Source organism: Acidimicrobiia bacterium (assembly GCA_035651955.1).
In the GTDB taxonomy this organism is placed as follows: domain Bacteria; phylum Actinomycetota; class Acidimicrobiia; order IMCC26256; family JAMXLJ01; genus JAMXLJ01.
This window is the reverse complement of record DASRES010000050.1, coordinates 1-22,756: the sequence shown is the minus strand read 5'-3', so window position 1 is coordinate 22,756 and position 22,756 is coordinate 1. Positions and strand designations below refer to the sequence as shown.

At 72.3% G+C, this 22,756-nt stretch carries 26 protein-coding genes, 1 tRNA gene and 1 riboswitch; of the genes, 8 read left to right on the top strand and 19 right to left on the bottom strand.

The window, feature by feature from the left end; genetic code table 11:
* Positions 1 to 53: 53 nt before the first annotated feature.
* Together VFC33_11630 and thrC are read right to left on the bottom strand one after the other, a co-directional pair.
* Positions 54 to 329 (bottom strand): ubiquitin-like small modifier protein 1, encoded by a 276-nt coding sequence (locus VFC33_11630; GenBank protein HZR13887.1) that lies wholly within the window; start codon positions 327 to 329, stop codon positions 54 to 56.
* 14 nt (positions 330 to 343) lie between these two features.
* Positions 344 to 1,585 (bottom strand): threonine synthase, encoded by a 1,242-nt coding sequence (gene thrC / locus VFC33_11625; GenBank protein ID HZR13886.1) that lies wholly within the window; start codon positions 1,583 to 1,585, stop codon positions 344 to 346.
* A gap of 108 nt (positions 1,586 to 1,693) precedes the next feature.
* Positions 1,694 to 1,799: riboswitch (SAM riboswitch) on the bottom strand.
* A gap of 105 nt (positions 1,800 to 1,904) precedes the next feature.
* Between thrC and VFC33_11620 the strand changes: the two genes are divergently transcribed.
* Both VFC33_11620 and VFC33_11615 read left to right on the top strand, forming a co-directional pair.
* A complete protein-coding gene (locus VFC33_11620) occupies positions 1,905 to 2,834 on the top strand; it encodes a glucosyl-3-phosphoglycerate synthase (protein ID HZR13885.1) in 930 nt (309 codons plus the stop codon).
* 3 nt (positions 2,835 to 2,837) lie between these two features.
* Positions 2,838 to 3,641 (top strand): hypothetical protein, encoded by an 804-nt coding sequence (locus VFC33_11615; GenBank protein HZR13884.1) that lies wholly within the window; start codon positions 2,838 to 2,840, stop codon positions 3,639 to 3,641.
* Between the two features lie 40 nt (positions 3,642 to 3,681).
* On the opposite strand, the gene VFC33_11610 is transcribed toward VFC33_11615, so the two are convergent.
* Entirely contained in the window at positions 3,682 to 4,719 is a 1,038-nt protein-coding gene (locus VFC33_11610; GenBank protein ID HZR13883.1) for a glycerate kinase, read from the bottom strand.
* 48 nt (positions 4,720 to 4,767) lie between these two features.
* On the opposite strand from VFC33_11610, the gene VFC33_11605 reads away from it, so the two are divergent.
* Both VFC33_11605 and VFC33_11600 read left to right on the top strand, forming a co-directional pair.
* A complete protein-coding gene (locus VFC33_11605; protein HZR13882.1) occupies positions 4,768 to 6,018 on the top strand; it encodes a glycosyltransferase in 1,251 nt (416 codons plus the stop codon).
* A gap of 25 nt (positions 6,019 to 6,043) precedes the next feature.
* A complete protein-coding gene (locus VFC33_11600; GenBank protein ID HZR13881.1) occupies positions 6,044 to 7,420 on the top strand; it encodes a trehalose-6-phosphate synthase in 1,377 nt (458 codons plus the stop codon).
* Here the strand turns inward: VFC33_11600 and otsB are convergent.
* From otsB to VFC33_11585, 3 genes are read right to left on the bottom strand one after another with little or no spacing between them, the layout of a single operon-like run.
* Positions 7,413 to 8,195 carry a trehalose-phosphatase gene (gene otsB, locus VFC33_11595; GenBank protein ID HZR13880.1) on the bottom strand — a complete coding sequence of 261 codons (783 nt, stop codon included), beginning with the start codon at positions 8,193 to 8,195 and terminating at the stop codon, positions 7,413 to 7,415. The two genes, VFC33_11600 and otsB, sit on opposite strands and share 8 nt — an antisense overlap.
* 7 nt (positions 8,196 to 8,202) lie before the next feature.
* A complete protein-coding gene (locus VFC33_11590) occupies positions 8,203 to 8,808 on the bottom strand; it encodes a LytR C-terminal domain-containing protein (protein HZR13879.1) in 606 nt (201 codons plus the stop codon).
* Positions 8,805 to 9,056 (bottom strand): DUF3263 domain-containing protein, encoded by a 252-nt coding sequence (locus VFC33_11585; protein ID HZR13878.1) that lies wholly within the window; start codon positions 9,054 to 9,056, stop codon positions 8,805 to 8,807. The genes VFC33_11590 and VFC33_11585 overlap by 4 nt, the downstream gene beginning before the upstream one ends.
* Before the next feature lie 117 nt (positions 9,057 to 9,173).
* Between VFC33_11585 and VFC33_11580 the strand changes: the two genes are divergently transcribed.
* Positions 9,174 to 9,247: transfer RNA gene (locus VFC33_11580), tRNA-Thr, on the top strand.
* Here the strand turns inward: VFC33_11580 and rlmB are convergent.
* The 6 genes from rlmB to VFC33_11550 all read right to left on the bottom strand — a co-directional run bounded on the left by rlmB (position 9,216) and on the right by VFC33_11550 (position 14,289).
* The gene (rlmB, locus tag VFC33_11575; protein ID HZR13877.1) at positions 9,216 to 10,022 is read right to left on the bottom strand and encodes a 23S rRNA (guanosine(2251)-2'-O)-methyltransferase RlmB; all 807 of its coding nucleotides are present in this window, start codon (positions 10,020 to 10,022) and stop codon (positions 9,216 to 9,218) included. The genes VFC33_11580 and rlmB overlap by 32 nt on opposite strands.
* Positions 10,007 to 11,380, bottom strand: coding sequence for a cysteine--tRNA ligase (cysS, locus tag VFC33_11570; GenBank protein ID HZR13876.1), 1,374 nt, complete (start codon positions 11,378 to 11,380; stop codon positions 10,007 to 10,009). Before cysS ends, rlmB begins: the two co-directional genes overlap by 16 nt.
* Positions 11,381 to 11,506: 126 nt before the next feature.
* Positions 11,507 to 12,007, bottom strand: coding sequence for a 2-C-methyl-D-erythritol 2,4-cyclodiphosphate synthase (ispF, locus tag VFC33_11565; GenBank protein HZR13875.1), 501 nt, complete (start codon positions 12,005 to 12,007; stop codon positions 11,507 to 11,509).
* Positions 12,004 to 12,648, bottom strand: a complete 645-nt coding sequence (ispD, locus tag VFC33_11560) for a 2-C-methyl-D-erythritol 4-phosphate cytidylyltransferase (GenBank protein HZR13874.1) — start codon at positions 12,646 to 12,648, stop codon at positions 12,004 to 12,006. The genes ispF and ispD overlap by 4 nt, the downstream gene beginning before the upstream one ends.
* An 11-nt stretch (positions 12,649 to 12,659) precedes the next feature.
* Positions 12,660 to 13,721 (bottom strand): PIN domain-containing protein, encoded by a 1,062-nt coding sequence (locus tag VFC33_11555; GenBank protein ID HZR13873.1) that lies wholly within the window; start codon positions 13,719 to 13,721, stop codon positions 12,660 to 12,662.
* An 85-nt stretch (positions 13,722 to 13,806) separates the two neighbouring features.
* Positions 13,807 to 14,289, bottom strand: a complete 483-nt coding sequence (locus VFC33_11550) for a CarD family transcriptional regulator (protein HZR13872.1) — start codon at positions 14,287 to 14,289, stop codon at positions 13,807 to 13,809.
* A 151-nt stretch (positions 14,290 to 14,440) separates the two neighbouring features.
* Here VFC33_11550 and VFC33_11545 point away from each other — a divergent pair, with 151 nt between their 5' ends.
* Positions 14,441 to 15,106, top strand: coding sequence for a Crp/Fnr family transcriptional regulator (locus VFC33_11545; protein ID HZR13871.1), 666 nt, complete (start codon positions 14,441 to 14,443; stop codon positions 15,104 to 15,106).
* A gap of 67 nt (positions 15,107 to 15,173) precedes the next feature.
* Here the strand turns inward: VFC33_11545 and VFC33_11540 are convergent, their stop codons facing one another.
* The 3 genes from VFC33_11540 to radA all read right to left on the bottom strand — a co-directional run bounded on the left by VFC33_11540 (position 15,174) and on the right by radA (position 18,569).
* Complete coding sequence (locus tag VFC33_11540; GenBank protein HZR13870.1) at positions 15,174 to 15,905, bottom strand: dienelactone hydrolase family protein; 732 nt, start codon at positions 15,903 to 15,905, stop codon at positions 15,174 to 15,176.
* Positions 15,906 to 15,940: 35 nt separating this feature from the next.
* Positions 15,941 to 17,014, bottom strand: a complete 1,074-nt coding sequence (gene disA / locus VFC33_11535) for a DNA integrity scanning diadenylate cyclase DisA (GenBank protein HZR13869.1) — start codon at positions 17,012 to 17,014, stop codon at positions 15,941 to 15,943.
* A gap of 67 nt (positions 17,015 to 17,081) precedes the next feature.
* Positions 17,082 to 18,569 carry a DNA repair protein RadA gene (gene radA / locus VFC33_11530; protein ID HZR13868.1) on the bottom strand — a complete coding sequence of 496 codons (1,488 nt, stop codon included), beginning with the start codon at positions 18,567 to 18,569 and terminating at the stop codon, positions 17,082 to 17,084.
* Positions 18,570 to 18,629: 60 nt separating this feature from the next.
* On the opposite strand from radA, the gene VFC33_11525 reads away from it, so the two are divergent.
* Positions 18,630 to 19,241 carry an HAD family hydrolase gene (locus VFC33_11525; GenBank protein ID HZR13867.1) on the top strand — a complete coding sequence of 204 codons (612 nt, stop codon included), beginning with the start codon at positions 18,630 to 18,632 and terminating at the stop codon, positions 19,239 to 19,241.
* A gap of 34 nt (positions 19,242 to 19,275) precedes the next feature.
* Here VFC33_11525 and VFC33_11520 read toward each other — a convergent pair whose 3' ends face one another.
* Positions 19,276 to 20,121 (bottom strand): sulfurtransferase, encoded by an 846-nt coding sequence (locus tag VFC33_11520; protein HZR13866.1) that lies wholly within the window; start codon positions 20,119 to 20,121, stop codon positions 19,276 to 19,278.
* 20 nt (positions 20,122 to 20,141) lie between these two features.
* A complete protein-coding gene (locus tag VFC33_11515; GenBank protein ID HZR13865.1) occupies positions 20,142 to 20,300 on the bottom strand; it encodes a DUF1059 domain-containing protein in 159 nt (52 codons plus the stop codon).
* 65 nt (positions 20,301 to 20,365) lie between these two features.
* On the opposite strand from VFC33_11515, the gene VFC33_11510 reads away from it, so the two are divergent.
* Entirely contained in the window at positions 20,366 to 21,109 is a 744-nt protein-coding gene (locus tag VFC33_11510; GenBank protein HZR13864.1) for a BTAD domain-containing putative transcriptional regulator, read from the top strand.
* Here the strand turns inward: VFC33_11510 and VFC33_11505 are convergent.
* Positions 21,102 to 21,836 carry a hypothetical protein gene (locus tag VFC33_11505; protein HZR13863.1) on the bottom strand — a complete coding sequence of 245 codons (735 nt, stop codon included), beginning with the start codon at positions 21,834 to 21,836 and terminating at the stop codon, positions 21,102 to 21,104. The genes VFC33_11510 and VFC33_11505 overlap by 8 nt on opposite strands.
* A gap of 18 nt (positions 21,837 to 21,854) precedes the next feature.
* Positions 21,855 to 22,756 (bottom strand): AAA family ATPase (locus VFC33_11500; protein HZR13862.1); only part of this gene is annotated, 902 nt, incomplete at its 5' end.

Below are 22,756 nucleotides of genomic sequence, written 5' to 3'. Positions count from 1 at the left end.
TCGTCAGTCTGCCAGCGCGCGCGGGCGTACCCGAGTCGCGCGTTCCCGAGACGTCAGCCGCCGGCGACGGCGGGGACGATGCTGACGGTGTCGCCGTCCTTGACCGCGGTGTCGAGACCCTGCAGGAAGCGGATGTCCTCGTCGGCGACGAACACGTTGACGAAGCGGCGCAACGAGCCGTCGTCGTCGTGGAGTCGGTTCGCGAAGCCCGGGTGCAGCTTCTCGAGCCCGGCGAGCACCTCGGCGACGTTGCCGCCGTCGACCTCGACCTCGGACCTGCCGCCGGACAGCTCGCGCAGCTGCGTCGGGATGCGGACGGACACGGGCATGGATTCGCTTCCTCTCAGTCCTCGATGGTGTCCGGCGTGAACACGTCGTGGAACGCATCGAGCGTCGGCGCGATCGTCGCCGTCGGTGCCACGCGCGGCGCGACCGCCTCGATCGTCTTCAACCCGATGCCCGTGATGTACACCACGACGCGCTCGTCGGCGCGGACCACGCCATCCTGCGCGAGACGCCTGAGGCTCGCGATCGTCACGCCGCCCGCGGTCTCGGCGAAGATCCCCTCGGTCCGCGCGAGCAACCGGATGCCCTCGACGACCTCGTCGTCGGTGACGGCCGCGAGCCCGCCGCCGGTGCTGCGCACCGCGTCGAGCGCGAAGTAGCCGTCGGCCGGGTTCCCGATCGCGAGCGACTTCGCGATCGTGTCCGGCTTCACGGGACGGATCGTGTCGCTCGCCTCGATCCACGCGGTCGCGACCGGTGAGCATCCGAGCGCCTGCGCGCCCGAGACGCGCACGTTCGGCTCGGCGTCGAGCAGTCCGACCTCGTGCAGCTCGTGGAACCCCTTGTGGATCTTCGTGAGGAGCGAGCCGCTCGCGACCGGCACGACGACGTGGTCGGGCGTCTCCCAGCCGAGCTGCTCGGCCGTCTCGAACGCGAGCGTCTTCGAGCCCTCGGCGTAGAACGGCCGCATGTTGACGTTCACGAACGCCCAGCGGTACGTGCCGGCGAGCTCGGCGCAGAGACGGTTGACGTCGTCGTAGTTCCCGTCGATCGCGACGAGGTTCCCGCCGTAGATGCCGGTCGTCACGACCTTGCCGGCCTCGAGGTTCGACGGGATGAACACGAAGCTGTGCAGCCCGGCGCGCGCGGCGTGCGCGGCGACCGCGTTGGCGAGGTTCCCGGTCGACGCGCACGCGGCCGTCTTGAACCCGAAGTCGAGCGCCTTCGACAGCGCGACCTCGGTGACGCGGTCCTTGAATGAGTTCGTCGGGTTGACGGTGTCGTTCTTGACCCAGACCTCGCTCAGACCGAGCTCGGCCGCGAGCCGGTCCGCGCGGATCAGCGGCGAGAACCCGGCACCGAGGTCGACGGCCGCCGCACGCTCGACGGGCAACAGGTCCTGGTAGCGCCAGATGCTCGCGGGCCCGGCCGCGATCGACTCGCGGGTCACCGTCTTCCTGATCGACGCGTAGTCGTACACGACCTCGAGCGGCCCGAAGCACCACTCGCAGGTGTAGGTGGGCGCGACGTCGTACTCACGTCCGCATTCACGACACCGAAGTCCGGCCACGTGGGGCATCGCCGTTGCTCCTCGTCCTCCGTGGAGCGGGCCCCGTGCCCGCTCGCCTCGACGCGCTCTGTGAGCGCCTCGAGCGGAGGCCGATCGGCGGCCGGATCGCTCTTCGGCGGCTCATCGTTCAGGCATTGGCACCTGGCACGTCAGTGCTCCTCGCACATCGGTGCTGGTTGCCGCGGCGTCGTCGGGCCTGTCCCTCAGCCGCTCTTGATGAACGCGTGCGACCAGGGTCGCACGTCGCGGCGGCCCTGGTCAAAGCATCGCGGGTTCATCGGCACGATCGGGGCGATCCGAAGACCCGGGCCTCCCGTACACTCCGGCCGTGTCCCTGCCGTTCGCGCCGTCCCACCACCGCGACTTCACGCCGGCCGCCCTGGCGGCGGTGAAGGCGGCGCTCGGGACGACCGTCTCGGTGTGCCTCCCCGCCCGCGACGAGGTCGCCACGGTCGGCCCGATCGTGGCCGGCATCCGCCGTGAGCTGGCCGAACGCGTCCCGCTCGTCGACGAGATCGTCGTCATGGACGACGGCTCGACGGACGGCACGGCCGCGGCCGCGGCCGCGGCAGGGGCGCGGGTCGTCGGGGCCGCCGAGGTGCTGCCCGATGCGGGACCGGGGACGGGCAAGGGCAACGTCCTGTGGAAGTCGCTGTTCGCGTGCGAGGGCGACCTCCTGTGCTGGGTCGACGCGGACATCCGGGGCTTCGAGCCGCACTTCGTCACGGGTCTCGTCGGCCCGCTGCTGACCCGCGCCGAGATCGGCTTCGTGAAGGGCTTCTACCGCCGCCCGACCGGCGACGACGGCGACGGCGGGGGCCGGGTGACCGAGCTCGTGGCCCGGCCGCTCGTCTCGCAGCTGTTCCCCCACCTCACCGGGTTCGTGCAGCCGCTGTCCGGCGAGTACGCGGGCCGGCGCGAACTCCTCGAAGCCGTCCCGTTCGTCGAGGGTTGGGGCGTCGAGCTCGGGCTGCTCGTCGACGTCGTCGACCGGTACGGCCTGGGTGCCGTCGCGCAGGTCGACCTCGGGACGCGCCGGCACCGCAACCGCCCGCTGGACGAGCTCGGCCCGCAGGCGACGGAGATCCTCGTGACGGCCTTGCGGCGCGCGGGCATCGACGTGAGCGACGGGCGGGACCTCGTGCGGTTCACGGACGCGCACGTCGTCGAGCGGGTGCCCGTCGAGACGCGCGAGCGTCCGCCGATGCACACCGTCGCCGCGTACCGGGCGAAGTTCTCGCGCGAGCTCTCCGCATAGCGCGTGCGCGTCCTCTACACCGACGTCGACGGCACGCTCGTCGGTCCTGGAGGCAACCTGTTGCTCGACGGGTCGGGCGCGCCGACACGCGTCGCGGTCGACGCGCTGTTGCGCGCTCGTGCGAGCGGCTTGGAGATCGTCGCGTTGAGCGGCCGTGACGTCGCGCGCGTCGACGAGCTCGGCCGGCTGCTCGGTCTCGCGGCATGGATCGCGGAGCTCGGCGGCGTGCGCGTGTACGAGCGCGGCACGCGGCGTGTGGTCGACGTCGGCGCGTACCGAGGTGACGGATCACCGGTCGACGCGCTCTATCCGTTGGTCGGCGAGCTCGTCGCTCGCGCGCCAGGTCGGCTGGAGCCGCACGATCCGTGGAACGACGGCCGGCTCGTCTCGCTGATGGTGCGCGGCGAGCTCGACGTCGACGACGCGCACGCGCGCCTCGACCGCGACGGGTACGGGTGGGTCGAGATCGTCGAGAACGGGATCATCCCGCGGACGTACGACTCGCTGCCGTCCGTCTCGAAGGTGCGCGTCTACCACCTCGCACCGCGCGGGATCTCGAAGCGTGACGCCGTCCTCGCGGACCGGAAGGAGCGCGGGATCGCGGCGGCCGAGTGTGCCGTCGTCGGTGACGCGGCCGCCGACCTCGCGTGTCACGACGTCGTCGCGCGCTGCTTCGTCGTCCGCAACGCGATCGAGAAGGACCCGCCGTTCGCCGACGTGGTGGCGCGCGTGCCGAACGCGACGATCACGCGCCAGGGCCACGGGGCCGGCTTCGCCGAGGCCGTCGACACGCTCCTCGACGGGTGACGAGGGTGAAGATGCGGCACTGACGTACGCAAAGCGACGGTCAGTGCCGCATCTTCGTCAGCGCGTCCTTGCCGGCCTCGATCGCGGCCTCCTCGACGAGCGTGCCGGCGCGCTGGAACGCCTCGCCCGCCTGCCAGACGCGGTCGGTGAGCGCGAGCACCTGCACGTCGCCGAGGACGGACGCCTCGTCACGCGCCTCGGGCGTCACCTGACCGGCGATCACCGCGCGGTGCTCGACGCCGAGCTCGCCCGCCCACTCGAGCACGCCGCCGACGACCTTGCCGTCGAAGCTCGTCGGGTCGAGCTTTCCCTCCCCGGTGACGACGGCGTCGGCGTCCGCAACCGCGTCCTCGAAGCCCGCGACGCGCGCGACGACGTCGAAGCCGGGTTCGAGACGGGCACCGATCGCGGCGAGGCCACCGGCCAGCCCGCCTGCTGCACCGCCACCCTCGACACCGTGCACGTCGAATGCCGTCCGGTCGAGGTACTGCTGCGCGACGCTCTGCAACCGGCGCGTCAAGAGCGCGACCTGCGCGTCGGTCGCCCCCTTCTGCGGGCCGAACACACGCGCCGCGTCGACGAAGCGCGTGTGCACGTCGCACGCGACGACGACGTCGAGTCCCGCGAGCGACCATCCGAGCGCGTCGACCGCGCCGAGCCCACCGTCGGTCGTCGCGCTGCCACCGACACCGACGATGATCCGGCGCGCGCCAGCGCGCGCCGCGGCCGCGACGAGCTCGCCGGTGCCGCGTGTCGTCGCGCGCAACGGGTCGTTGCGACCGTCGACGCGCGCGAGCCCGCTCGCGTTCGCCATCTCCACGACCGCGGTGCCGTCGGGGAGGAGGCCCCACTCCGCGTCGACGGGCTCGCCGAGCGGTCCCGTGACCCGGGCCGGGCGACGCGAGCCACCGCGGGCGGCGAGCAACGTGTCGAGCGTGCCCTCGCCGCCGTCGGCGAGCGGCAGCGCGCGCACCTCGTCGAAGCCGGCCGTCCGGAGACCCGCCGCGATCCGATCGGCCGCCTCGGACGCGGTGAGGGTCCCGCGGAACTTGTCGGGACAGGCAAGGGCGACGCTCATGATCCCGATAGATTGACCGCGTTCCCGCCCCAACCGGAAAGCGCGCCCGTGCTCGAACGCGTCCCGCTGCTCGAGAAGGACCTCGACGACTATGTCGAGATCGCCGGAAGCGACACGATCGAACGGATCCGTGCGCTCGCCGAGCCGCTGCGGGGTGCACGCGTGCTGCATCTCAACGCGACGGCGTACGGCGGTGGCGTCGCCGAGCTGCTCGCCACGCACGTCCCGTTGCTGCGGAGCGCCGGGCTCGAGGCCGAGTGGCAGGTGATGCACGGCAGCGACGACTTCTTCGGTGTCACGAAGCAGGTGCACAACGCGCTGCAGGGCTCGGACGTCGAGTGGACGCCGGAGATGGCCCGCACCTACCTCGAGAAGGTGCTCGACAACGCGCTGCTGCTCGAGGGCGAGTACGACTTCATCGTCGTGCACGACCCGCAACCGGCGGCGATGCTGAGCTTCCTGCACGGGACCGCGATCGACCGGCCCGACACGCGCTGGATCTGGCGCTGCCACATCGACCTCACGGACGCGAACGACGCGGTGTGGGAGTTCTTCCGTCCGCACGTGGAACGGTACGACGCGTCGGTGTGGACGATGCCGGAGTTCGTGCCGACGTCGCTCGAGATGGACCGCATCGTGCAGGCACCGCCGTGCATCGATCCGCTGTCGGTCAAGAACCTCGACCTGCCGACCCCGTTCGTCACCGAGATCTGCAAGCAGTACGGCGTCGATACGCGACGTCCGTTCGTCTGCCAGGTGAGCCGATTCGACCCGTGGAAGGACCCGGTCGGCGTGATCGAGGCGTTCCGCGTCGTACGCGAGAAGGTGCCGGACGCGCAGCTCGTCCTCGCGGGTTCGATGGCGACCGACGATCCCGAGGGCTTCCGCGTGTGGGAGCAGACCGAGGACGCGCGCGGCGGCGACCGCGACATCCACCTGCTGTCGAACATCCAGCAGGTGGGCAACGTGCAGATCAACGCGTTCCAACGCGCCGCCGACGTGGTCCTGCAGAAGTCGTTGCGCGAAGGCTTCGGGCTCACCGTCAGCGAAGGCCTCTGGAAGGGCCGGCCGGTGATCGGCGGCCGCGCGGGCGGGATCGTGCTGCAGGTGCGCGACGGCGTCGACGGCTACCTCGTGGACTCGGTCGACGAGTGCGCGCGCCGCACGATCGAGCTCCTCGCCGATCCGGCAACTGCGGACACGATGGGCGAGAGCGGGCGCGAGCACGTGCGTGCGAACTTCCTGTCGACACGCGAGCTCGAGGACTGGCTCCGGCTGTTCGTGGACCTCGGGTCGTGAACGGCCCCCGTACCGGCGCCCGCGCATGATCGTCGTCTCGCACCGGGGTCCGTACTCGTTCGCGCGGCGCGACGACGGCACGTTCGAGACGCGTCGCGGCGCGGGGGGCGTCGTGAGCGCGTTGACGCCGCTGCTCGCGCGCCAAGGTCACGTCTGGGTCGCGGCCGCGATGACCGACGACGACCGCGCCGCCGTGCACGCCGGCGCGGCGCGCGACGACGACATCGACCTGACGCTCCTCGACATCGACCCCGCGCTGCACCGCATGCACTACGACGTCGTGTCGAACGGCGTCCTGTGGTTCCTCCACCACGTGCTCTTCGACCTGCCGCGGCGACCGCGCTTCGACCACCGCTTCCGGGAGGCCTGGGAGGCGTACCGAACCGTGAACCAGGTGTTCGCCGACGCGGTGACGGCACGCGCCGGGGACGGTGAGGTCGTCCTCGTGCAGGACTACCAGCTCGCGCTGACGCCCGGGATGATCCGCCGGGTGCGCCCGGACCTCCACGTCGGGCACTTCACGCACACGCCGTTCAGCGGTCCGAGCATGATGCGCGTGCTGCCCGACGACGTCGCGGACGAGATCTGCGCGTCGATGGCGGGCGGGCCCGCCGGCTTCCACACCGCTCGCTGGGTCGCCCAGTACCGCTCGACGGTGACGGAGCTCCTGGGCATCGACGCGCCCGCGTTCGCGGCGTCGTTCGGTCCGGACCGCGAGGCGCTCGCCGAGGTCGCCGAGTCCGACGAGACGGCCGCGGCACGCGACGCGCTCGACGAGCTCGTCGGCGACCGGCGCGTCGTGCTGCGCACCGACCGGATGGAGCTCTCGAAGAACATCGTGCGTGGGTTCCTCGCGTACGACCGGTTCCTCGAGACGCACGCCGAATGGCACGAGCGAGTCGTGTTCGTGGCCTACCTGTACCCGTCACGCGAGGGGCTCGCCGAGTACCTCGCGTACGCGCAGGAGGTCGAGCAGGCGGCCGCGCGCGTGAACGAGCGGTGGGCGCGTCGGGACTGGACACCCGTCGTGGTGAACAGCCGCGACGACTTCCCGCGCAGCGTGGCCGGTCTCCAGCGCTCGGACGTGCTGCTCGTCAACCCGATCAAGGACGGGCTCAACCTCGTCGCGAAGGAAGGTCCCATCCTCAACCGCCGCGACGGCGTCCTGTGCCTGTCGCGAGAGGCGGGTGCGTACGAGGAGCTCGGTGACGCGGCCGTGCGCGTGCACCCGTACGACCTCGAGCAGACCGCGGCCGCCTTGCACACCGCGCTCGACATGGACGCCGTCGAGCGGCGGGCGCGCGCCAAGACGCTGTGCGAGCGTGCGTCGGCGCGCACTCCGCACGACTGGCTCGTGGATCAGCTGCGCGCGTGCGGGGTCGAGCCCGACCGCGTCAACTGAGCGAGCGCGCGAGCTCGTCGAGCAGCGCGGCGAGACCGGCCGGTCCGTCGACGGCGACGTCCGCCCGTGCGAGCAGGTCCGGCGGCGCTTCGTCGGAACGGACCGCGATGCGCACGGCGTCCCGCAACCGCCCCGCAGCGCGGTGGTCACGGAGGGCCTGGAACGCGGCGAGATCGCCGTGGTCGTCACCGGCGAAGCACGCCCGGTCGATCGCAGGGTGCGCGTCCAGCAGCGCGCCGACCGCAGTGCCCTTGTCGACGGGTACTGGCGGTCTCAGCTCGCGCGCCATCCGGGTCGGGTACACCGCCAGGCCGTGGCGCGCGGCGGCGTCGTCGGCCCAGCGCGTCACGTCGTCGCCGAGCTCGGGATGCATCCTCCAGTGCAGCGTGACCGCGAGACGACCTTTGCGCTCGATCCACGCGGACGGGAAGCGCGCGTCGGCCTCATCGGCGACTCGGGCTACGGCGTCGAGGTAGGGCTCGGCGCGGTCGTCGTACGTGATCGCGCCGTTGTCGTCGGTCCACTCGAGGCCGTACTGCCCGACGTAGCGCAGACCATCGATCGGGAGCTGCTCACGCAGGAACGCGACCGGCCGGCCGCTCACGACGGCGACGAGACCGGCACGGCGCGCGACGGCGGCGAGCGCGTCGCGGGCGGCGGGCAGCGCGACCGCGTCGTCGGGCTCGTCGACGATCTGCGACAGCGACCCGTCGAAGTCGGACAGGACGGCGAGGCGCGCGGCATCACCGTCCGCGAGCGTCGCGACCAGGTTCACGCCGGGATCAGGCGCCGATGACGACGACGACGTTCGCGCTCGAGTCGGCGTTCTGCGGCGCCGGCGACGGCATCGCCGCGACCTTCGGGTTGTTCGGCACGAGCGTGGCCAGCGCGGTCGCCTCGCGCTCGAACCCGGAGCGGTAGTACACGACCGATCCGGTCCGATGGGTCGTGTCGCCCGGTGTGATCGTCTGGTAGCCCTTGCCCTTGAGCTGCGTCGTGAGCTGACCGGCGACGCCCGCGGTGCCCGAGCCGTTGAGCACGTCGACGACGACCTGGCTCGGTGGCCGCGTCGCGGCGGCGCCCGTCGTGGTCGACGCGGGCGGCGCCGTGGTCGCGGTCGTCGACGACGTCGCGGCGCCGGTCGTGGTCGTCGTCGTGACCGCGTGCTTCGCGGCGCTGCGGTCACCGATCGGGCCGGTGTTGCCCTTGTCGACGACCTGGAGCAGGACGATGCCGAGGATCACCGCGAGCGCGATCAGACCCGCGCCACGCGCCGCGCGCGTCGTGTGCACGCCGATGCCGTGCGACGGCGTGCCGCCGCCCGAGTTGCGCGGCCGCCGCGGCCCCTGCTCGCCACCGGGAAGGAACGTGCCGCCGGATTCACTCATGTCTTCCGCTCCTGGCGTCCGTGCACGCGTGCAGCTTGGCGCGCGGCGCGACGGCGACGCAGACGCTTGACGGTGAGCGGGTCGTACGCAAGAGCGGAGTCCTCGTCGGCCAGCGACGCGAGCAACCGGTAGTAGCGCGCCGGTGAGAGACGCAGCCGGTCGCGGATCTGCGACTCCTTCGACGCCGACGACCGCCACCAGGTGCGTTCGAGATCGAGGATCGCGCGATCGCGGTCGGAGAGCGGCATCGGGCGTCGATCCTGGCCGCCCACCGCGCGCGAATCAAGCATTTCGAGGTCGACGCCGCCGCGGCGCGCGTGCCGCCGTGCGAGCTCGACGATCGTGGCTAGCCTGCGCGTGCGCTCGCCGGAGTAGCTCAGCTGGTCAGAGCAGGCGCCTTGTAAGCGTCAGGTCGTCGGTTCGAATCCGACCTCCGGCTCCGCACCCCGTTTGCGCGCCACCTCGTAGCAGGCGAGGGCGGCGGCGACGCTGACGTTGAGCGACTCGACTGCGCCGTGCATCGGGATGCGCACGAGCACGTCGCAGCGCGCGGCCGCGAGCCGCGACAGCCCGCGTCCCTCCGACCCGAGCACGAGCGCGATCGGGCGGTCGGCGAGATCGAGCGCGAACAGGTCGTCGACCGCGTCGCCGTCGAGACCGACGGTCCACACGCCCGCACGCGACGCGCGCTCGAGCGTCGCCGGGATGCCGCCGACCCTCGCGACGGGCACGTGCTCGATCGCGCCCGCGGAGGCCTTCGCGACCGTCGGTCCGAGCCCCGCCGCGCGGTGTCGCGGCAGCACCGCGCCGGTTGCTCCCGCGCCTTCCGCGCTCCGGAGGATCGATCCGACGTTGTGCGGATCGGTGACGCCGTCGAGCACGACCAGGAACGCATGCGGATCGTGCAACAAGGCGTCGACGTCGGCCTCGGGGAGCGGATCCGCGAACGCCAGCACGCCTTGCGGCGCGTCCGTGCGTGCGGCTGATTCCAGACGCGCGGCGGGGACGTGCCGGACGGGAACGCCCCGCTCCGCTGCGAGGTCGACGATCTCGTCGAGCACCGCGGCGGGCGCGTTGTCGTCGGCCATCCACACCTGGCGCGTCCGGCGACGACCGGCGCGCAAGAGCTCGCGCACCGATCGCCGGCCCTCGACCTGCTCCCCGCCGGTCGCGCGATCGCGCGGTCGCCGGCGCCGGTTCAGCTGTGCCGCCACACCGTGCCGTGCGGAGTGTCCTCGAGCACGATCCCCCGCTGCGCGAGCTCGTCGCGGATGCGGTCGGCGGTCGCGAAGTCGCGCGCCGCACGTGCGTCGTCGCGCTGCACGACGAGCGCGTCGATCTCCGCGTCGCCGGAACCGACGTCGCTGCGCAGCTCGATGCCGAGCGCGCCCGCGAGCGACCTCACGGCGGCCGCGAGCGACGCGGCACGGTTCTGGTCGCCCGCGCTCAGCGCCTTGTTCGCGTCGTGCGCGGCGGCGAACACGGTGCCGAGCGCCTCGGGCGTGCCGAAGTCGTCGTCCATCGCGGCACGGAACGCGCCGACGACCTCGGCGTCGGGTTCGACGCCGTCGAGCGACACGCCGGCAACCTCGAACGCGCGCATCAGCGCGTCGAGCCGGTCGAGCGCGCGCTCCGACGCGGCGAGCTCGTCGGGACCGAGCTCGACCGCCTTGCGGTAGTGCGTCTGCAGGATCGCGAGCCGCAGCGCGCGAGGGTCGTGCGCGTCGAGCGCGTCGGCGAGCGTCGTGAAGTTGCCGAGCGACTTCGACATCTTCTCGCCGCCGACGTTGAGCATCCCGGAGTGCATCCAGTGGCGCGCGAAACGCCGTCCCGCGGCTTCGGCCTCGGCGCGCTCGTTCTCGTGGTGCGGGAAGACGAGGTCGTCGCCCCCGCCGTGCAGGTCGAAGCACTCGCCCAGCAGGTCGAGTGACATCGCGGCGCACTCGATGTGCCAACCGGGACGGCCCGGTCCCCACGGCGAGTCCCACGACGGCTCCCCCGGCTTCGCCGCCTTCCAGAGCGCGAAGTCGACCGGGCTGTGCTTCGCCTCGTCGACCTCGACGCGACCGCCGGCCGACTCCAGGAGGTCCTCGAGCCTGCGGTGCGAGAGCGCGCCGTACCCGTCGTACGTGTCGACCGCGAAGTACACGCCGTGCCCGTCGACGACATAACCGTGCCCACGCTCGACGAGCTCTCCGACGAGCTCGAGCATGCGGTCGACGTACTCGGTCGCGCGCGGTGCTCGGTCGGGGCGGAGGATGCCGAGCCGATCCATGTCGCGCCAGTACACGCCTTCGTACGTGCGCGCGATCTCCGGCTCGGTCGTGTCGTCGCGCGCGGCGCGGGCGATGATCTTGTCGTCGATGTCGGTGACGTTCGAGACGAACGTGACGTCGTTCCCCGCCCACGCGAGATAGCGACGAACGGTGTCGAACACGACCGCCGTGCGCGCGTGCCCGAGGTGGGGAACGTCGTACACCGTCGGTCCGCACACGTACATCGACACCCGGCCGGGCTCGCGCGGCTGCAGCTCCTCCACGCGGCGCGCCAACGTGTCGTACAGGCGGACCATCACCCGAGGCTACCGCCGGCCTGCGGCGGCACCCGGCGCACTTTCTGCGTCGCTGAACGTCGCCATGCGACAACGAGCGACGCACGGACGCGATCGAGCGGTCCCGCGGGACCGGACGGGATCCGTTCAGCCGCGTTCGAGGAGCGCGACCGCCCACGCGGCGATGCCCTCCGCGCGGCCGATCGCGCCCAGGCCCTCGGCCCGCTTCGCCTTCACCGAGACGCGCAGCGCCTCGCCCATCGGTTCACGCGCGGCGGCGAGCGCGGCGACCAGGTTCTCGCCCATCTGCTCGACGTGCGGTGCGAGCCTCGGCTGCTCCGCCGCGACGACGACGTCGACGTTGACGACCCAGAGCCGACGCTGCGCGACGCGCCCCGCGACCTCTGTGAGCAACTCGATCGACGACGCGCCCCGATACTGCTCGTCCGAGGCCGGGAACAGCGTGCCGAGGTCCGGCAGCGCGGCGGCGCCGAGGACGGCGTCCGCCACGGCGTGCGCGACGACATCGGCATCGGAATGGCCGTCGAGCCCGGCGCCGTCGATCGTCACGCCCCCGAGCACGAGCGGCCGCGCCCCGTCGGACGAGAACGGATGCACGTCGAAGCCCATCCCGACGCGCCCGCTCACGGTCTCCGCGCCTCGTCGTGCAGCAGAGCGGTCGCGATGCGGACGTCGTCCGGATCCGTGATCTTCAGGTTGTGACGGCCGCCCGGCACGACGACCACACGGCCGCCGGCCCGCTCGACGAGTGCAGCGTCGTCCGTCGCGTCGTGGGACCGCGCGTGCGCGTCACGCAAGGCACCCGCGCGGAACGCCTGCGGCGTCTGCACGACGACGAGGTCGTCACGCGTGACCGTCTCGACGACCTGCGCACCGTCGACGCGCTTGACGGTGTCCGCGACCGCGACGCCGGGCACGGCGGCGTCCGCGCCGGCGCGCACCGCGCCGACGACCGCGTCGAACAGCTCGCGCGACGCGAGCGGCCGCGCCGCGTCGTGCACGACGACCACGTCGACGTCGTCCGGTACGGCGGCCAGGCCCGCCCGCACCGACTCCGAGCGCGTCGCGCCGCCTTCGACGACCGCGGTCACGGATTCACCGGTCCAGTGCTCGCCTGGTGGCAACACGACGACGACCGCGTCACACGCGCGGCGCGCGACCGCGACGGAGCGATCGACCACGCGCGCGCCGCCCAGCGTCACGAACTGCTTGGCGCCGCCGAACCGGTCGCCGCGACCTGCCGCGACGACGATCGCCCACACCGGCACGCCGGCCAGTATTACCCGCCTTCGGCGTCGTCCTCGGCCGGGCGCGCGAACACGATGCGACCGACCGACGTGGGGACGACGGACGTCGCGACCAACGGCACGCGGCCCGCGCCGACGAGGTCCGCGCCGCCGTTGACGACGACCATCGAGCCGTCGTCGAGGAACCCGACGCCCTGACCGGGCTCGCGGCCCGGCTTCGTCAGGTCGACCTCGAGCACCTCGCCGGCCGTCACCTCGGGGCCGAGGTCGGTTGCGAGCTGGCGCAGGTTGCACGTCGGCACGCCTTGCACCTCGGCGACGCGCACGAGGTTCGTGTCGGTCGTGAGCAGCCGGAGCTGCAGGCGCTTCGCGAGCGCGACGAGCTTCGCGTCGACGGCCGCGATCTCCGGGACCTCGTCGTCGAGCACGTACACGCGCAGCGGAGAGTCGCGGCGTACGACGTCGAGCATCTCGAGCCCGCGCTGCGCGCGACGCGCACGCTTCACGTCGGGGGCGTCGGCGAGACCCTGGAGCTCGTCGAGCACGAAGCGCGGCACCATCAGGTCGTCGCGGAAGAGACCCGCGGTGACGAGCGGGAGCAGCTTCCCGTCCATCACCGCAGAGGTGTCCACGAGAAACCCGTCCTCGCCGTCGAACGGGTGCGCGCGCACGAGCGGGCGGGTCGACAGGCCGACGAGGTGGAAGAGCTCGGTGCTCTTGCCGGCCGCGATGCGGAACCCGAGGTAGCCGCCCGTCCACACGAGGATCCCGCCCGACGGCAGCGAGAGCTGGGGCGGCGCGACGAGCACGATCGGTGCCGCGAGGATGGCGCCCGCGAGACCACCGATGCACGCGCCCACGAACCCCGCGATGACCTGCGCGGCCGGGAGGCGCTCGACGCGGCGCTCCACGACGCCGACCGCGCGCTCGAGCAACCGGCCGAACAGCCCGCCCATGACGTACCCGACGAGGCAGCCGAGCATCGCGGCGATGCCCGACGCCGTCGCCGCCGTGCTGCCGGTGTCGCGACCGAGCCAGTAGCCGGCCGCGGTGAACAGCACGACCATGAACAGGCGCACGACCTCGACGAACATGGCGCTTCCTCCCGCGGGATCCCGCAAGAGAGGATCGGCGCCTCACCGAGGCGGCTTGAACCTCCGCGCGCAGCGCGCGCGGCAGCTACTTCGTCAGGACCTCGTCGAGCTTGGCCTCGGCGGCGTCCTCGTCGACGCCGATGGCGAAGGTCAGCTCCGAGACGAGGATCTGGCGGGCCTTGCCGAGCATCCGCTTCTCGCCGGCCGACAGGCCCTTGTCCTTCTCACGGATCGTGAGGTTCCGGACCACCTCGGCGACCTGGTAGATGTCGCCGCTCTTGAGCTTCTCGACGTGGTTCTTGAAGCGGCGCGACCAGTTGGTCGGCATCCGCGCCTCCTTCTTGCGGAGCACCGCGAACACCTCCTCGACCTCCTCGTCGTTGATGACGTCACGGAGGCCGATCTCCTCGGCGTTGTCGGCCGGGACCATCAGCGTGAGATCGCCGTACGCGAGGCGCAGGACCAGGTAGTCGCGCTTCTCGCCGAAGACGTCCTTCTTCTCACGTCGCTCGATCGTCGCCGCCCCGTGATGGGGGTAGACCACCTTGTCACCGACGTCGAACGCCATGTCACTCCTCGGAGCACGCCGTGCCAGCAGGGCCTTCAAGGATACCGGACGTGCCGACGTTCCCCAATCCCGGGGGCGCACCAAGGGCGACGGCGCGGGCGACCGGTAGCCTCGATCGTCGAACACCTCGCTCGCATCCGGAGGTACAGCCGTGCCCGAGCGTCGCCTTCTCGACACGACCGAGCTCTTCGCGGCGCTGCCACCCGACGTGCTGGACGACCTGAGCGCCAAGGCGCGCGTCCGGTCGTTGCGGCGCAACGAGCTGCTGTTCGTCCAGGGCGACCCGTCGAGCGAGCTGTTCGTCGTGCTCGACGGTCGCATCGCGGTGCTGAGCCGTTCGACGGACGGGCGGGAGTCGGTCGTCGCGGTGCTCGACGGTGGCGGGCTGTTCGGCGAGCTGGGGCTCTTCGACGGCGGTCGCCGCTCGGCCGACGCGCGCGCGCTGACCGATGCCCGCCTCCTCGCGCTCGACTACGACCCGGTGCAGGAGGTGCTCCGCGACCGACCCGAGCTGCTGTGGGTGATCGTTCGCCTGCTCGCCCGGAGGTTGCGGGCGACGGACGAGGCGCTCGCGGACGCGCAGTTCCTCGACGTGCCCGCGCGGACCGCGAAGCGGCTGCTCGAGGCGGCCGGCGACGCGGACGAGTTCCGGCTCGCGATGACGCAGGAGGAGCTCGCCGGTCTGGTGGGTGCGTCACGCGAGCGGGTCAACAAGGCCCTCGCGCTGTTCGTCCGGCTCGGCTGGGTCGAGCCGAAGGGCCGCGGCCGTTACAAGCTCCTCGACCGCGAAGCACTCGAGCAGCGCGCGAACCCGTGACCTCTCGCCGCGTTGGGTCGTTTTGTCGTCCATACGCCGAGAAACTGTCCCAACGCGGTGGTGGGTCCTAGCCCAACAGGAACGACAGCGCGCGGCGCCACGCGTCGGCGGCGTCGTCGGGGCGGTGCGCGTCGCGGTCCGGTGCGTGCACGAAGCCGTGCTGCGCGCCCGGGTACACGACGACCTCGTGGTCGGGAAGACCGGCGAACGCGGCGCGCAGCGCGTCGATGTCCTCCGTCGGCGTGAACGGGTCGTCGCCGCCGAAGATCGCGAGGGTCGGGCACGTGTCCGCCGCGGTGTCGAGCGCGTCACGCTGTCGGGGACCGCGCCACGCGTCGGGCAGGCAGATCATCCCGTAGAACGCAACCGCGCGGTCGAACCGACCGGTCGCGGCGGCCTTCAGCGTGTACATCCCGCCCATGCAGAAGCCGAGCACCGCGACATCCGACACGTCGTCCTCGACGACGAGCAGGTCCGCGGCACGGGCCAGGTCGTCGAGCTGCACGTCGTCGACGAGGTCCTTCATCTGCGCCATGCGGGCGTTCGCGTCGAGCGACTCGTAGCCCGGAACGTGCGCGAACGGCTCCGGCGCGGCGACCGCGAGACCGTGCGACGCGAGACGACGGGCGGTGTCATCGAACAGCTCGCGCACGCCCATGATGTCGGTGACGAGCACGAGCCCGCCGAGCGGCAACCCCTCGGGCCGCGCGTGGATCGTCGGCACCGTCGTGCCGTCGGCGCTCCGGATCGTGACACGCTCGACGAACGGCTCGTGTGTTCCCTCGGCGAGCAGTCCCATGCCTTCGACGCTAGCGAGAAGCGACGCGAAGCGCGCTACACGTACCGTTCGAGGATCGACGTCTCGGCGAGACGCGACAGCCCTTCCTTGATCGCACGCGCACGCGCCTCGCCGACACCTTCCACCTCGACGAGATCGGCCACGCCGGCGCGCATGATCTTCTGCAGGTTCGAGAAGCGCTCGACGACGTGGTCGGCGACGATCTCGGGCAGGCGCGGCACCTTGTGGAGCAGGCGGAAGCCGCGCGGCTGCAGCGGTGTGTCGAGATCGGAGTCCGCGTTGAGGTTGAGGACGGCCGCGACCTCGCGCAGGTCGACGAGCTGCTCGGTGTCGAGCGCGGCGAGCTTCTCCATCACGTCCTGCAGCTCCCAGTCGCCCCGTTCGTGGAAGTAGTCCTTGGCGACGAGCCGACGGTCGTCGCCGACACCGCCCATGAGCTCCTCGAGCTGCAGCAGCACGAGCCGGCCGTCGGTACCCAGCTCGATGATGTAGCCCTCGATCTCCTCGGAGATGCGCCGGACCATCTCCGCGCGTTGCAGGACCGTCGCGACGTCGCGCACGGTCACGAGGTCCTCCACCTCGAGCGCCGACAACGACCCGCTCACGGCGTCGAGGCGCGCCTTGTACCGCTCCAGGATCTGCAACGCCTGGTCGGCGCGCGCGAGCACGCGGGCGACGGGCTCGAGCGTGTGCTTCTGCCCGCGCCGATGGATCGCGACGACCGACATGTCCTCCGAGACGGTGATGACGGGCACGTCGATCTGGCGCGCGACCCGCTCGGCGGTGCGGTGACGGGTTCCGGTCTCGAACGTCGGGATGTTCGGGTCCGGGACGAGGTGGACGTTCGCACGTGCGACGCGCGAGCAGTCGGCGGCGAGGATGATCGCGCCGTCCATCTTCGCCAGCTCCGAGAGCCGCTGGGGCGTGAACTCGGCGTCGAGGAGGAAGCCGCCCGAGCAGACGCTGAGGACGTCGGGGCCGTCGCCCACGACGATGAGGGCGCCCATCTTGGCCTGGATGATGCGATCGAGGCCCTCACGCAGCGGACGGCCGGGGGCGACGAGCCGGAGCGCGGCGAGCATCGGTTCGGATCGCGGCTGGAGCGGCACCGAGCCGTCACCTCCTCGGGGGAACTCGAACGTTCAGCACGCGATCGTCCGAGGGATGCCCGGGAATTTACCAGCGATGCCGCGTGTCGCCGGTCGCCGGCCCGACCGCCCGGAGCACGCGAGCCGTGCCCCGGGTCGGCACCATGGCGGGTTCGCCGGCGTCGTCGTCGCGGGGTGGGACGGGTCGCGTGCGGTCGCGGCCGAGTCCGACCGCGAGCAGCGCCTCCCCGACGTCGGCAACCCGCACGACCTCCATCCCGTCGACATCCGGCGCGGTCGTCGGCGCGATCGCCCGCCGGAACCCCAGGCGGGCCGCCTCCGCGAGCCGACGCGCGGTGTGCGCGGCCTGGCGTACCTCGCCGCCGAGACCGACCTCACCGACCGCGACGATGTCCGCCGCGACGGGCGCACCGGCTCGGGCGCTCGCCAGCGCGAGCGCGGCCGCGAGGTCGGCGGCCGCCTCCCGGACGCGCACGCCACCCGCCACGCTCGCCCACACGTCGCAGGCCCCGAGCGACCCGCGGCGCACGCGCTGTTGCAGGACGGCGATCACCAGCGAGACACGGCCGGGGTCGAGACCCTGCACCGTGCGGCGCGGCATCGTGCTGTTGGCCGCCGGCGCGACGAGCGCCTGCACCTCGACGAGCAACGGGCGCGCGCCCTCGAGGACCGCGGTGACGACGGAGCCGGGTGCTCCGGGCCGGCGGTCGGCGAGGAAGAGCGCGGACGGGTCGTCGACACCGACGAGGCCGCGCTCGGTCATCTCGAACAGCCCGAGCTCGCCGGTGGACCCGAACCGGTGCTTCAACGCGTGCACCAGCCGCAGCGCGTGGTGGCGATCGCCGTCGAAAGCGAGGACGGTGTCGACCGCGTGCTCGAGCACGCGCGGCCCGGCGAGCGACCCGTCCTTGGTGACGTGGCCGACGAGCAGCGTGACGACGTCGCGCTCCTTCGCCATCCGCACGAGCCGGGCCGCGCACTCCCGCACCTGCGCGACCGAGCCCGCCACGCCGCCGACGTCGGGATCGACGACGGTCTGGATCGAGTCGATCGCGACGACGTGCGGGTCGAGCGCGTCGACGTGCGCGAGCACGTCCGGGAGCGACGTCTCGGCGAGGACGAACAGATCGTCCGGCGTGGTGCCGAGCCGCGACGCACGCAGCCGCACCTGTTCCTTCGACTCCTCCGCGGTGACGAGCAGCGCGCGTGCGCCGCGATCGCACATCGCCGCGAGCGCCTGGAGGAGCAGCGTGCTCTTCCCCATCCCCGGCTCGCCGCCGAGCAACGTGACCGACCCGGGGACGAGCCCCCCGTCGAGCACGCGATCGAGCTCGTCGATCCCCGTCGACCGCCGAAGCGTCGCGACGGGATCGATCTCGCGGACGGGGACGGGTCGCTCCGCGCCCGCGCGCAGCACGGCACCCGACGACGGCGACGGACCGGTCGCCTCCTCGACCAGGCTCCCCCACTCGCCGCACTCCGGGCAGCGCCCGAGCCAGCGGGGCGCGGCGGCTCCGCACTCGCGACAGCGGTGGACCGTGCGTGTCTTCGGCATGCGAGCACGATCGCACGGGGGTGTGACACCGAACGACGGCCCGTCGCATAGCGTCCTTCGATGGCACGGCTCGTCGTCGGGTTCGACCTCGACATGACGCTGGTGGACTCCCGCCCCGGCATCCGTGCGTCCTGCGACGCGCTCGCGCGCGAGACCGGGACGTTCGTGGACACCGAGCTCGTGCTCTCCCGGCTGGGGGCCCCGCTCGAGGTCGAGCTCGCGAACTGGTTCCCGGCCGAGCGCGTCGACGCCGCCGCGGACCGCTACCGCACGATCTACGCGCGCCTCGGCGTGCCCGGCACGCTCGCCATGCCCGGCGCGCACGAGGCGCTCGCGGCGGTGCGTCGCGCGTCCGGCACTTCCCTCGTCGTGACGGCCAAGGACACCGCGAACGCGCGCGCCTGCGTCGAGCACGTCGGTCTGGACGTCGACGTCGTCGAGGGGCTCGTGTGGGGCGCGGGCAAGGGCGACGTCCTCGCGCGTCACGGCGCGCACGTGTTCGTCGGCGACAGCCCGCCCGACGTGCTGGGCGCGCGCACCGCGGGCGCGGTCCCCGTCGGCGTGACGACCGGGCCGCACGACGCCCAGGAGCTGCGCGAGGCCGGCGCGGACGTCGTCCTCACCACGCTGCACGACTTCGCGGCGTGGCTCGAGACGTCGACGAACGCCTGACCACCTCGCGGCGCGTGGATCCGACCGCGCGCGCTCAGCGCTCGACGGGTGTCGTCGGCGTCCGGCCCCACTCGGCCCACGACCCGTCGTACACGCGCGTTCGCTCGTGCCGGAGCAGCACGGCGAGCACGAACCACGCCGCGCACGCGCGCGCGCCGATCGTGCAGTACGTGATGACGTCGGTCCCGGCGCGGAGGCCGAGCGGCTCGACCACCTCGCGGAGCTCGTCGGTCGACCGGAACCGGCCATCCGGTCCGTAGAGCGTGTCGCACGGGAGGTGCACCGCGCCCGGAACGTGCCCCGCTCGGCCGCCCGGCTCGGACGCGCCCGACGGCCAGAACCGCTCGCCGCGGTACTCGGCCTCGCTGCGGACGTCGAGGACGACGACGCCGGGGTCGCCGATCACCCGCTCGACGTCCGCCCGGCTGGCGCGGACCCGCGCGTCGGGGCGCGGGAGCGGGCGGGGCACCGACCGCGGGACGGGCTCCGTCGTCGCGGTCGTCCAGGGACGCCCGTCGCTCTGCCAGCTCGCGCGCGTCGCGTCGAGCATGCGGACGCGCGGATGACCGGAGCGCGCGAGTGCCCAGAACCCGATCGCCGGTCCGTACCCGTAGAGCACGACCACCGTGTCGCTGTCGATCCCCGAGCGTGCGACGAGACGCGCGAACGCGTCGTCGTCGACGAGCCGGTAGTCGGCGTCCTTCAGATCGGTGTAGATGTCCCAGAGGACGGCGCCCGGGATGTGCCCGTCGCCGTACGCGGTGGCGTTCACGTCCACCTCGACCACGCGCACGTCGGGATCGTCCAGGTGTGCCTCGAGCCAGTCCGGCCCGACCAGCGCGTCGTCGCGCGCGGCCATGAAGTCGTCGAGCATCTCCATCGTCCACCTCCGTCGGGTGCTCACTCGAGCTCGATCCAACCGAGGAGGTCGTCGTGGCCGACGGTCTCGAGCAGGACCGGATGGTCCGTCCGCATGTGCTCGCGGATGCCCGCGACCACCTCGTCGTCGGTCTCGCCCCGGGCGACGAATCCGCACTCGCACCTGATCACCCTGGCCATCGGGATCTCCCTCGCTCGTTGTACGACGGCGTGATTGCCAGAATGTTGGTGTGACCTTGGCGTCGGTGGCGACCACGCGGGTCCAGGTGTGCGGACCACTGGTGATCGAGCGCGACGGCGAGCGCCTCGACGGCGCGCTGCCGGGACGGCAGGGACGCCTGCTCTTCGCGTACCTGGTGTTGAACCGGCGCCGGCCCGTGACGCGCGACGAGCTGCTCGCCGCGCTGTGGCCCGACGGGTCGCCGGCGGCCACCGACACCGCGCTGAACGCGCTGCTCTCCAAGCTCCGCCGGGCGCTGGGAGCGCACGCGGTCGACGGCCGCGCCGGGGTGCGATTGCGCATCGACCCCGCGTGGATAGACGTCGAGGCGGCGTTCGAGGCCATCCACCGCGCCGAGTCCGCGATCGCGCTGGAGTCGTACGACCGGGCCTGGGGTCCGTCGCTCGTCGCGCTGTTCGCTGCCGAGCGCGAGCTCCTCCCCGGCGAGGACCTCGACTGGATCGTCGATCGGCGGCGCCATCTGCACGAGCTCCAGCTGCGCGCGCTCGAGGCCTACGCGCGAGCCGGTCTCGGAATCGGCGGGACCGAGCTCGCGGCCGCGGTGCGCGCGGCGCGGCGGCTCGTCGCGCTCGCGCCATTGCGCGAGAGCGGGTACTGCGTGCTCATGCGCGCGCTCGCGGCGCAGGGCAACGCGGCCGAGGCGTTGCAGGTCTACAGCTCGTTGTGCGAGGCGTTGCGCGACGAGCTCGGCGCGTCACCGAGCCCGTCGACGCGCGACGTGTACGACCAGCTGCTGCGGATCACCTGACGGTCGCCGCGCGTCGCCGGGCGAGGAGTGACAGCACCGCGACGAGCACTGCGAGCACCACGAGGATCCCGGCCGCGACGAGCCACCACAGCCGGCCGCCGTTCGACACGGTCGACGTCGCGCGCGCGTCCACCTGGCCGCCCGGCGCGACGTGCCACGTCCGGACCCCGCCACCCGGCAACAGCGCGTGGACGTCGAGGGACACCGCGTCGCGGAGCGAGCCGGACAGCCGGGCGTCGACCGCGGCAGGGTCGACGCCCGCGGCACGCAGCCGCTGCGCGAGCGCAGCGTCGCTCGCGACGTTCGCGCCCAGGCCGCGCAGGTCGACGTCGACGCGCAGCGCGTACTTCACGTCGAGGAACGACGGATCGCGTGTCAGCGACACGTCGCGCAGCACGCCGCCGGGACCGCTGATTTCGCGCAGGACTCCGGGCAGCGCGGCGGTGTCGGCGAAGCCCTTCTCGACCGTGATCGACGTCGCGTCGCGCGTCACGCGCCATCCCGCCCGTGCGAGGTCGTCCAGCGGGATCGTGCTCGGCGGCACCTGCCGCGCCGCGTCCGCGTCGAGCATGACGTGCACGCGCACCGTTCCGCTGCCGTCCGGCTTCACCGTGACCGTCAGCGCGGTGTCGGCCTTGCACGACGCCACGACGACGGCAACGAGGAGCGCGACGATCAGGACGCGAATCGGCGGACGGTCACCCGTCCGCCGATCACGCGACTTCACCGAGCGAGCGTGAGTCGCTCAGCCCTCCGATCCGCTCCCCGCTAGCTCCACCGGCGGCGGCTCGATGCCCTCGACGGCACGGAAGGCGACCTCGTCGCCCTCGGCGTCGACGACGACCGTCTCGCCCGCGTGGAACTCCTTCCACAGGATCTTCTCGGACAGCGGGTCCTCGACGAGCCGCTGGATCGCGCGGCGCAATGGACGCGCGCCCAGCTGCGGGTCGTAGCCCTTCTTGGCGAGCAGGAGCTTCGCCTCGTGCGTGAGCTCGAGGCCGAGACCCTGGCTCTCGAGCTGGGTGGTCACCCGCCTGATGAGGAGGTCGACGATCTCGGTGACCTCCTCCTGGCTGAGCTCGTTGAAGACGATCACCTCGTCGATGCGGTTCAGGAACTCGGGCCGGAAGTGGCGCTTGAGCTCCTCGGTGACCTTCTCCTTCATCTTCTCGTAGGTGACCGCCTCGTCCGCCCGGGCGAAGCCGATGTTCGCCTTGCGCAGGTCGGCCGTGCCGAGGTTCGACGTCATGATGATCACGGTGTTCTTGAAGTCGACCGTGCGACCCTGCGCGTCGGTGAGCCGCCCGTCCTCGAGGATCTGCAGCAGCGCGTTGAACACGTCGGGGTGGGCCTTCTCGATCTCGTCGAACAGCACGACCGAGAACGGCTTGCGCCGCACCGCTTCCGTGAGCTGACCGCCCTCTTCGTAGCCGACGTAGCCCGGAGGCGAGCCGACGAGACGGCTGACCGTGTGCTTCTCCATGTACTCGCTCATGTCGAGCTGGATCATGGCGTCCTGGTCCCCGAACAGGAACTCGGTCAGCGCCTTGGCCAGCTCGGTCTTCCCGACACCGGTGGGGCCCAGGAAGATGAAGCTGCCCGACGGCCGCTTGGGGTCCTTGAGGCCTGCGCGCGTCCGGCGGATCG

Coding starts and splice junctions, on each gene's coding strand:
- VFC33_11630 (HZR13887.1), bottom strand. CDS start 329: ATGCCCGTGTCCGTCCGCATCCCGACGCAGCTGCGCGAGCTGTCCGGC.
- thrC (HZR13886.1), bottom strand. CDS start 1,585: ATGCCCCACGTGGCCGGACTTCGGTGTCGTGAATGCGGACGTGAGTAC.
- VFC33_11610 (HZR13883.1), bottom strand. CDS start 4,719: ATGAGCGTCGCCCTTGCCTGTCCCGACAAGTTCCGCGGGACCCTCACC.
- VFC33_11600 (HZR13881.1), top strand. CDS start 6,044: ATGATCGTCGTCTCGCACCGGGGTCCGTACTCGTTCGCGCGGCGCGAC.
- VFC33_11590 (HZR13879.1), bottom strand. CDS start 8,808: ATGAGTGAATCCGGCGGCACGTTCCTTCCCGGTGGCGAGCAGGGGCCG.
- VFC33_11585 (HZR13878.1), bottom strand. CDS start 9,056: ATGCCGCTCTCCGACCGCGATCGCGCGATCCTCGATCTCGAACGCACC.
- cysS (HZR13876.1), bottom strand. CDS start 11,380: ATGGTCCGCCTGTACGACACGTTGGCGCGCCGCGTGGAGGAGCTGCAG.
- VFC33_11555 (HZR13873.1), bottom strand. CDS start 13,721: ATGTTCGTCGAGGTCGTGCGCCTGTTCATGGTCGTGCTGTTCACCGCG.
- VFC33_11550 (HZR13872.1), bottom strand. CDS start 14,289: ATGGCGTTCGACGTCGGTGACAAGGTGGTCTACCCCCATCACGGGGCG.
- VFC33_11540 (HZR13870.1), bottom strand. CDS start 15,905: ATGGGACTGCTCGCCGAGGGAACACACGAGCCGTTCGTCGAGCGTGTC.
- radA (HZR13868.1), bottom strand. CDS start 18,569: ATGCCGAAGACACGCACGGTCCACCGCTGTCGCGAGTGCGGAGCCGCC.
- VFC33_11525 (HZR13867.1), top strand. CDS start 18,630: ATGGCACGGCTCGTCGTCGGGTTCGACCTCGACATGACGCTGGTGGAC.
- VFC33_11520 (HZR13866.1), bottom strand. CDS start 20,121: ATGGAGATGCTCGACGACTTCATGGCCGCGCGCGACGACGCGCTGGTC.
- VFC33_11515 (HZR13865.1), bottom strand. CDS start 20,300: ATGGCCAGGGTGATCAGGTGCGAGTGCGGATTCGTCGCCCGGGGCGAG.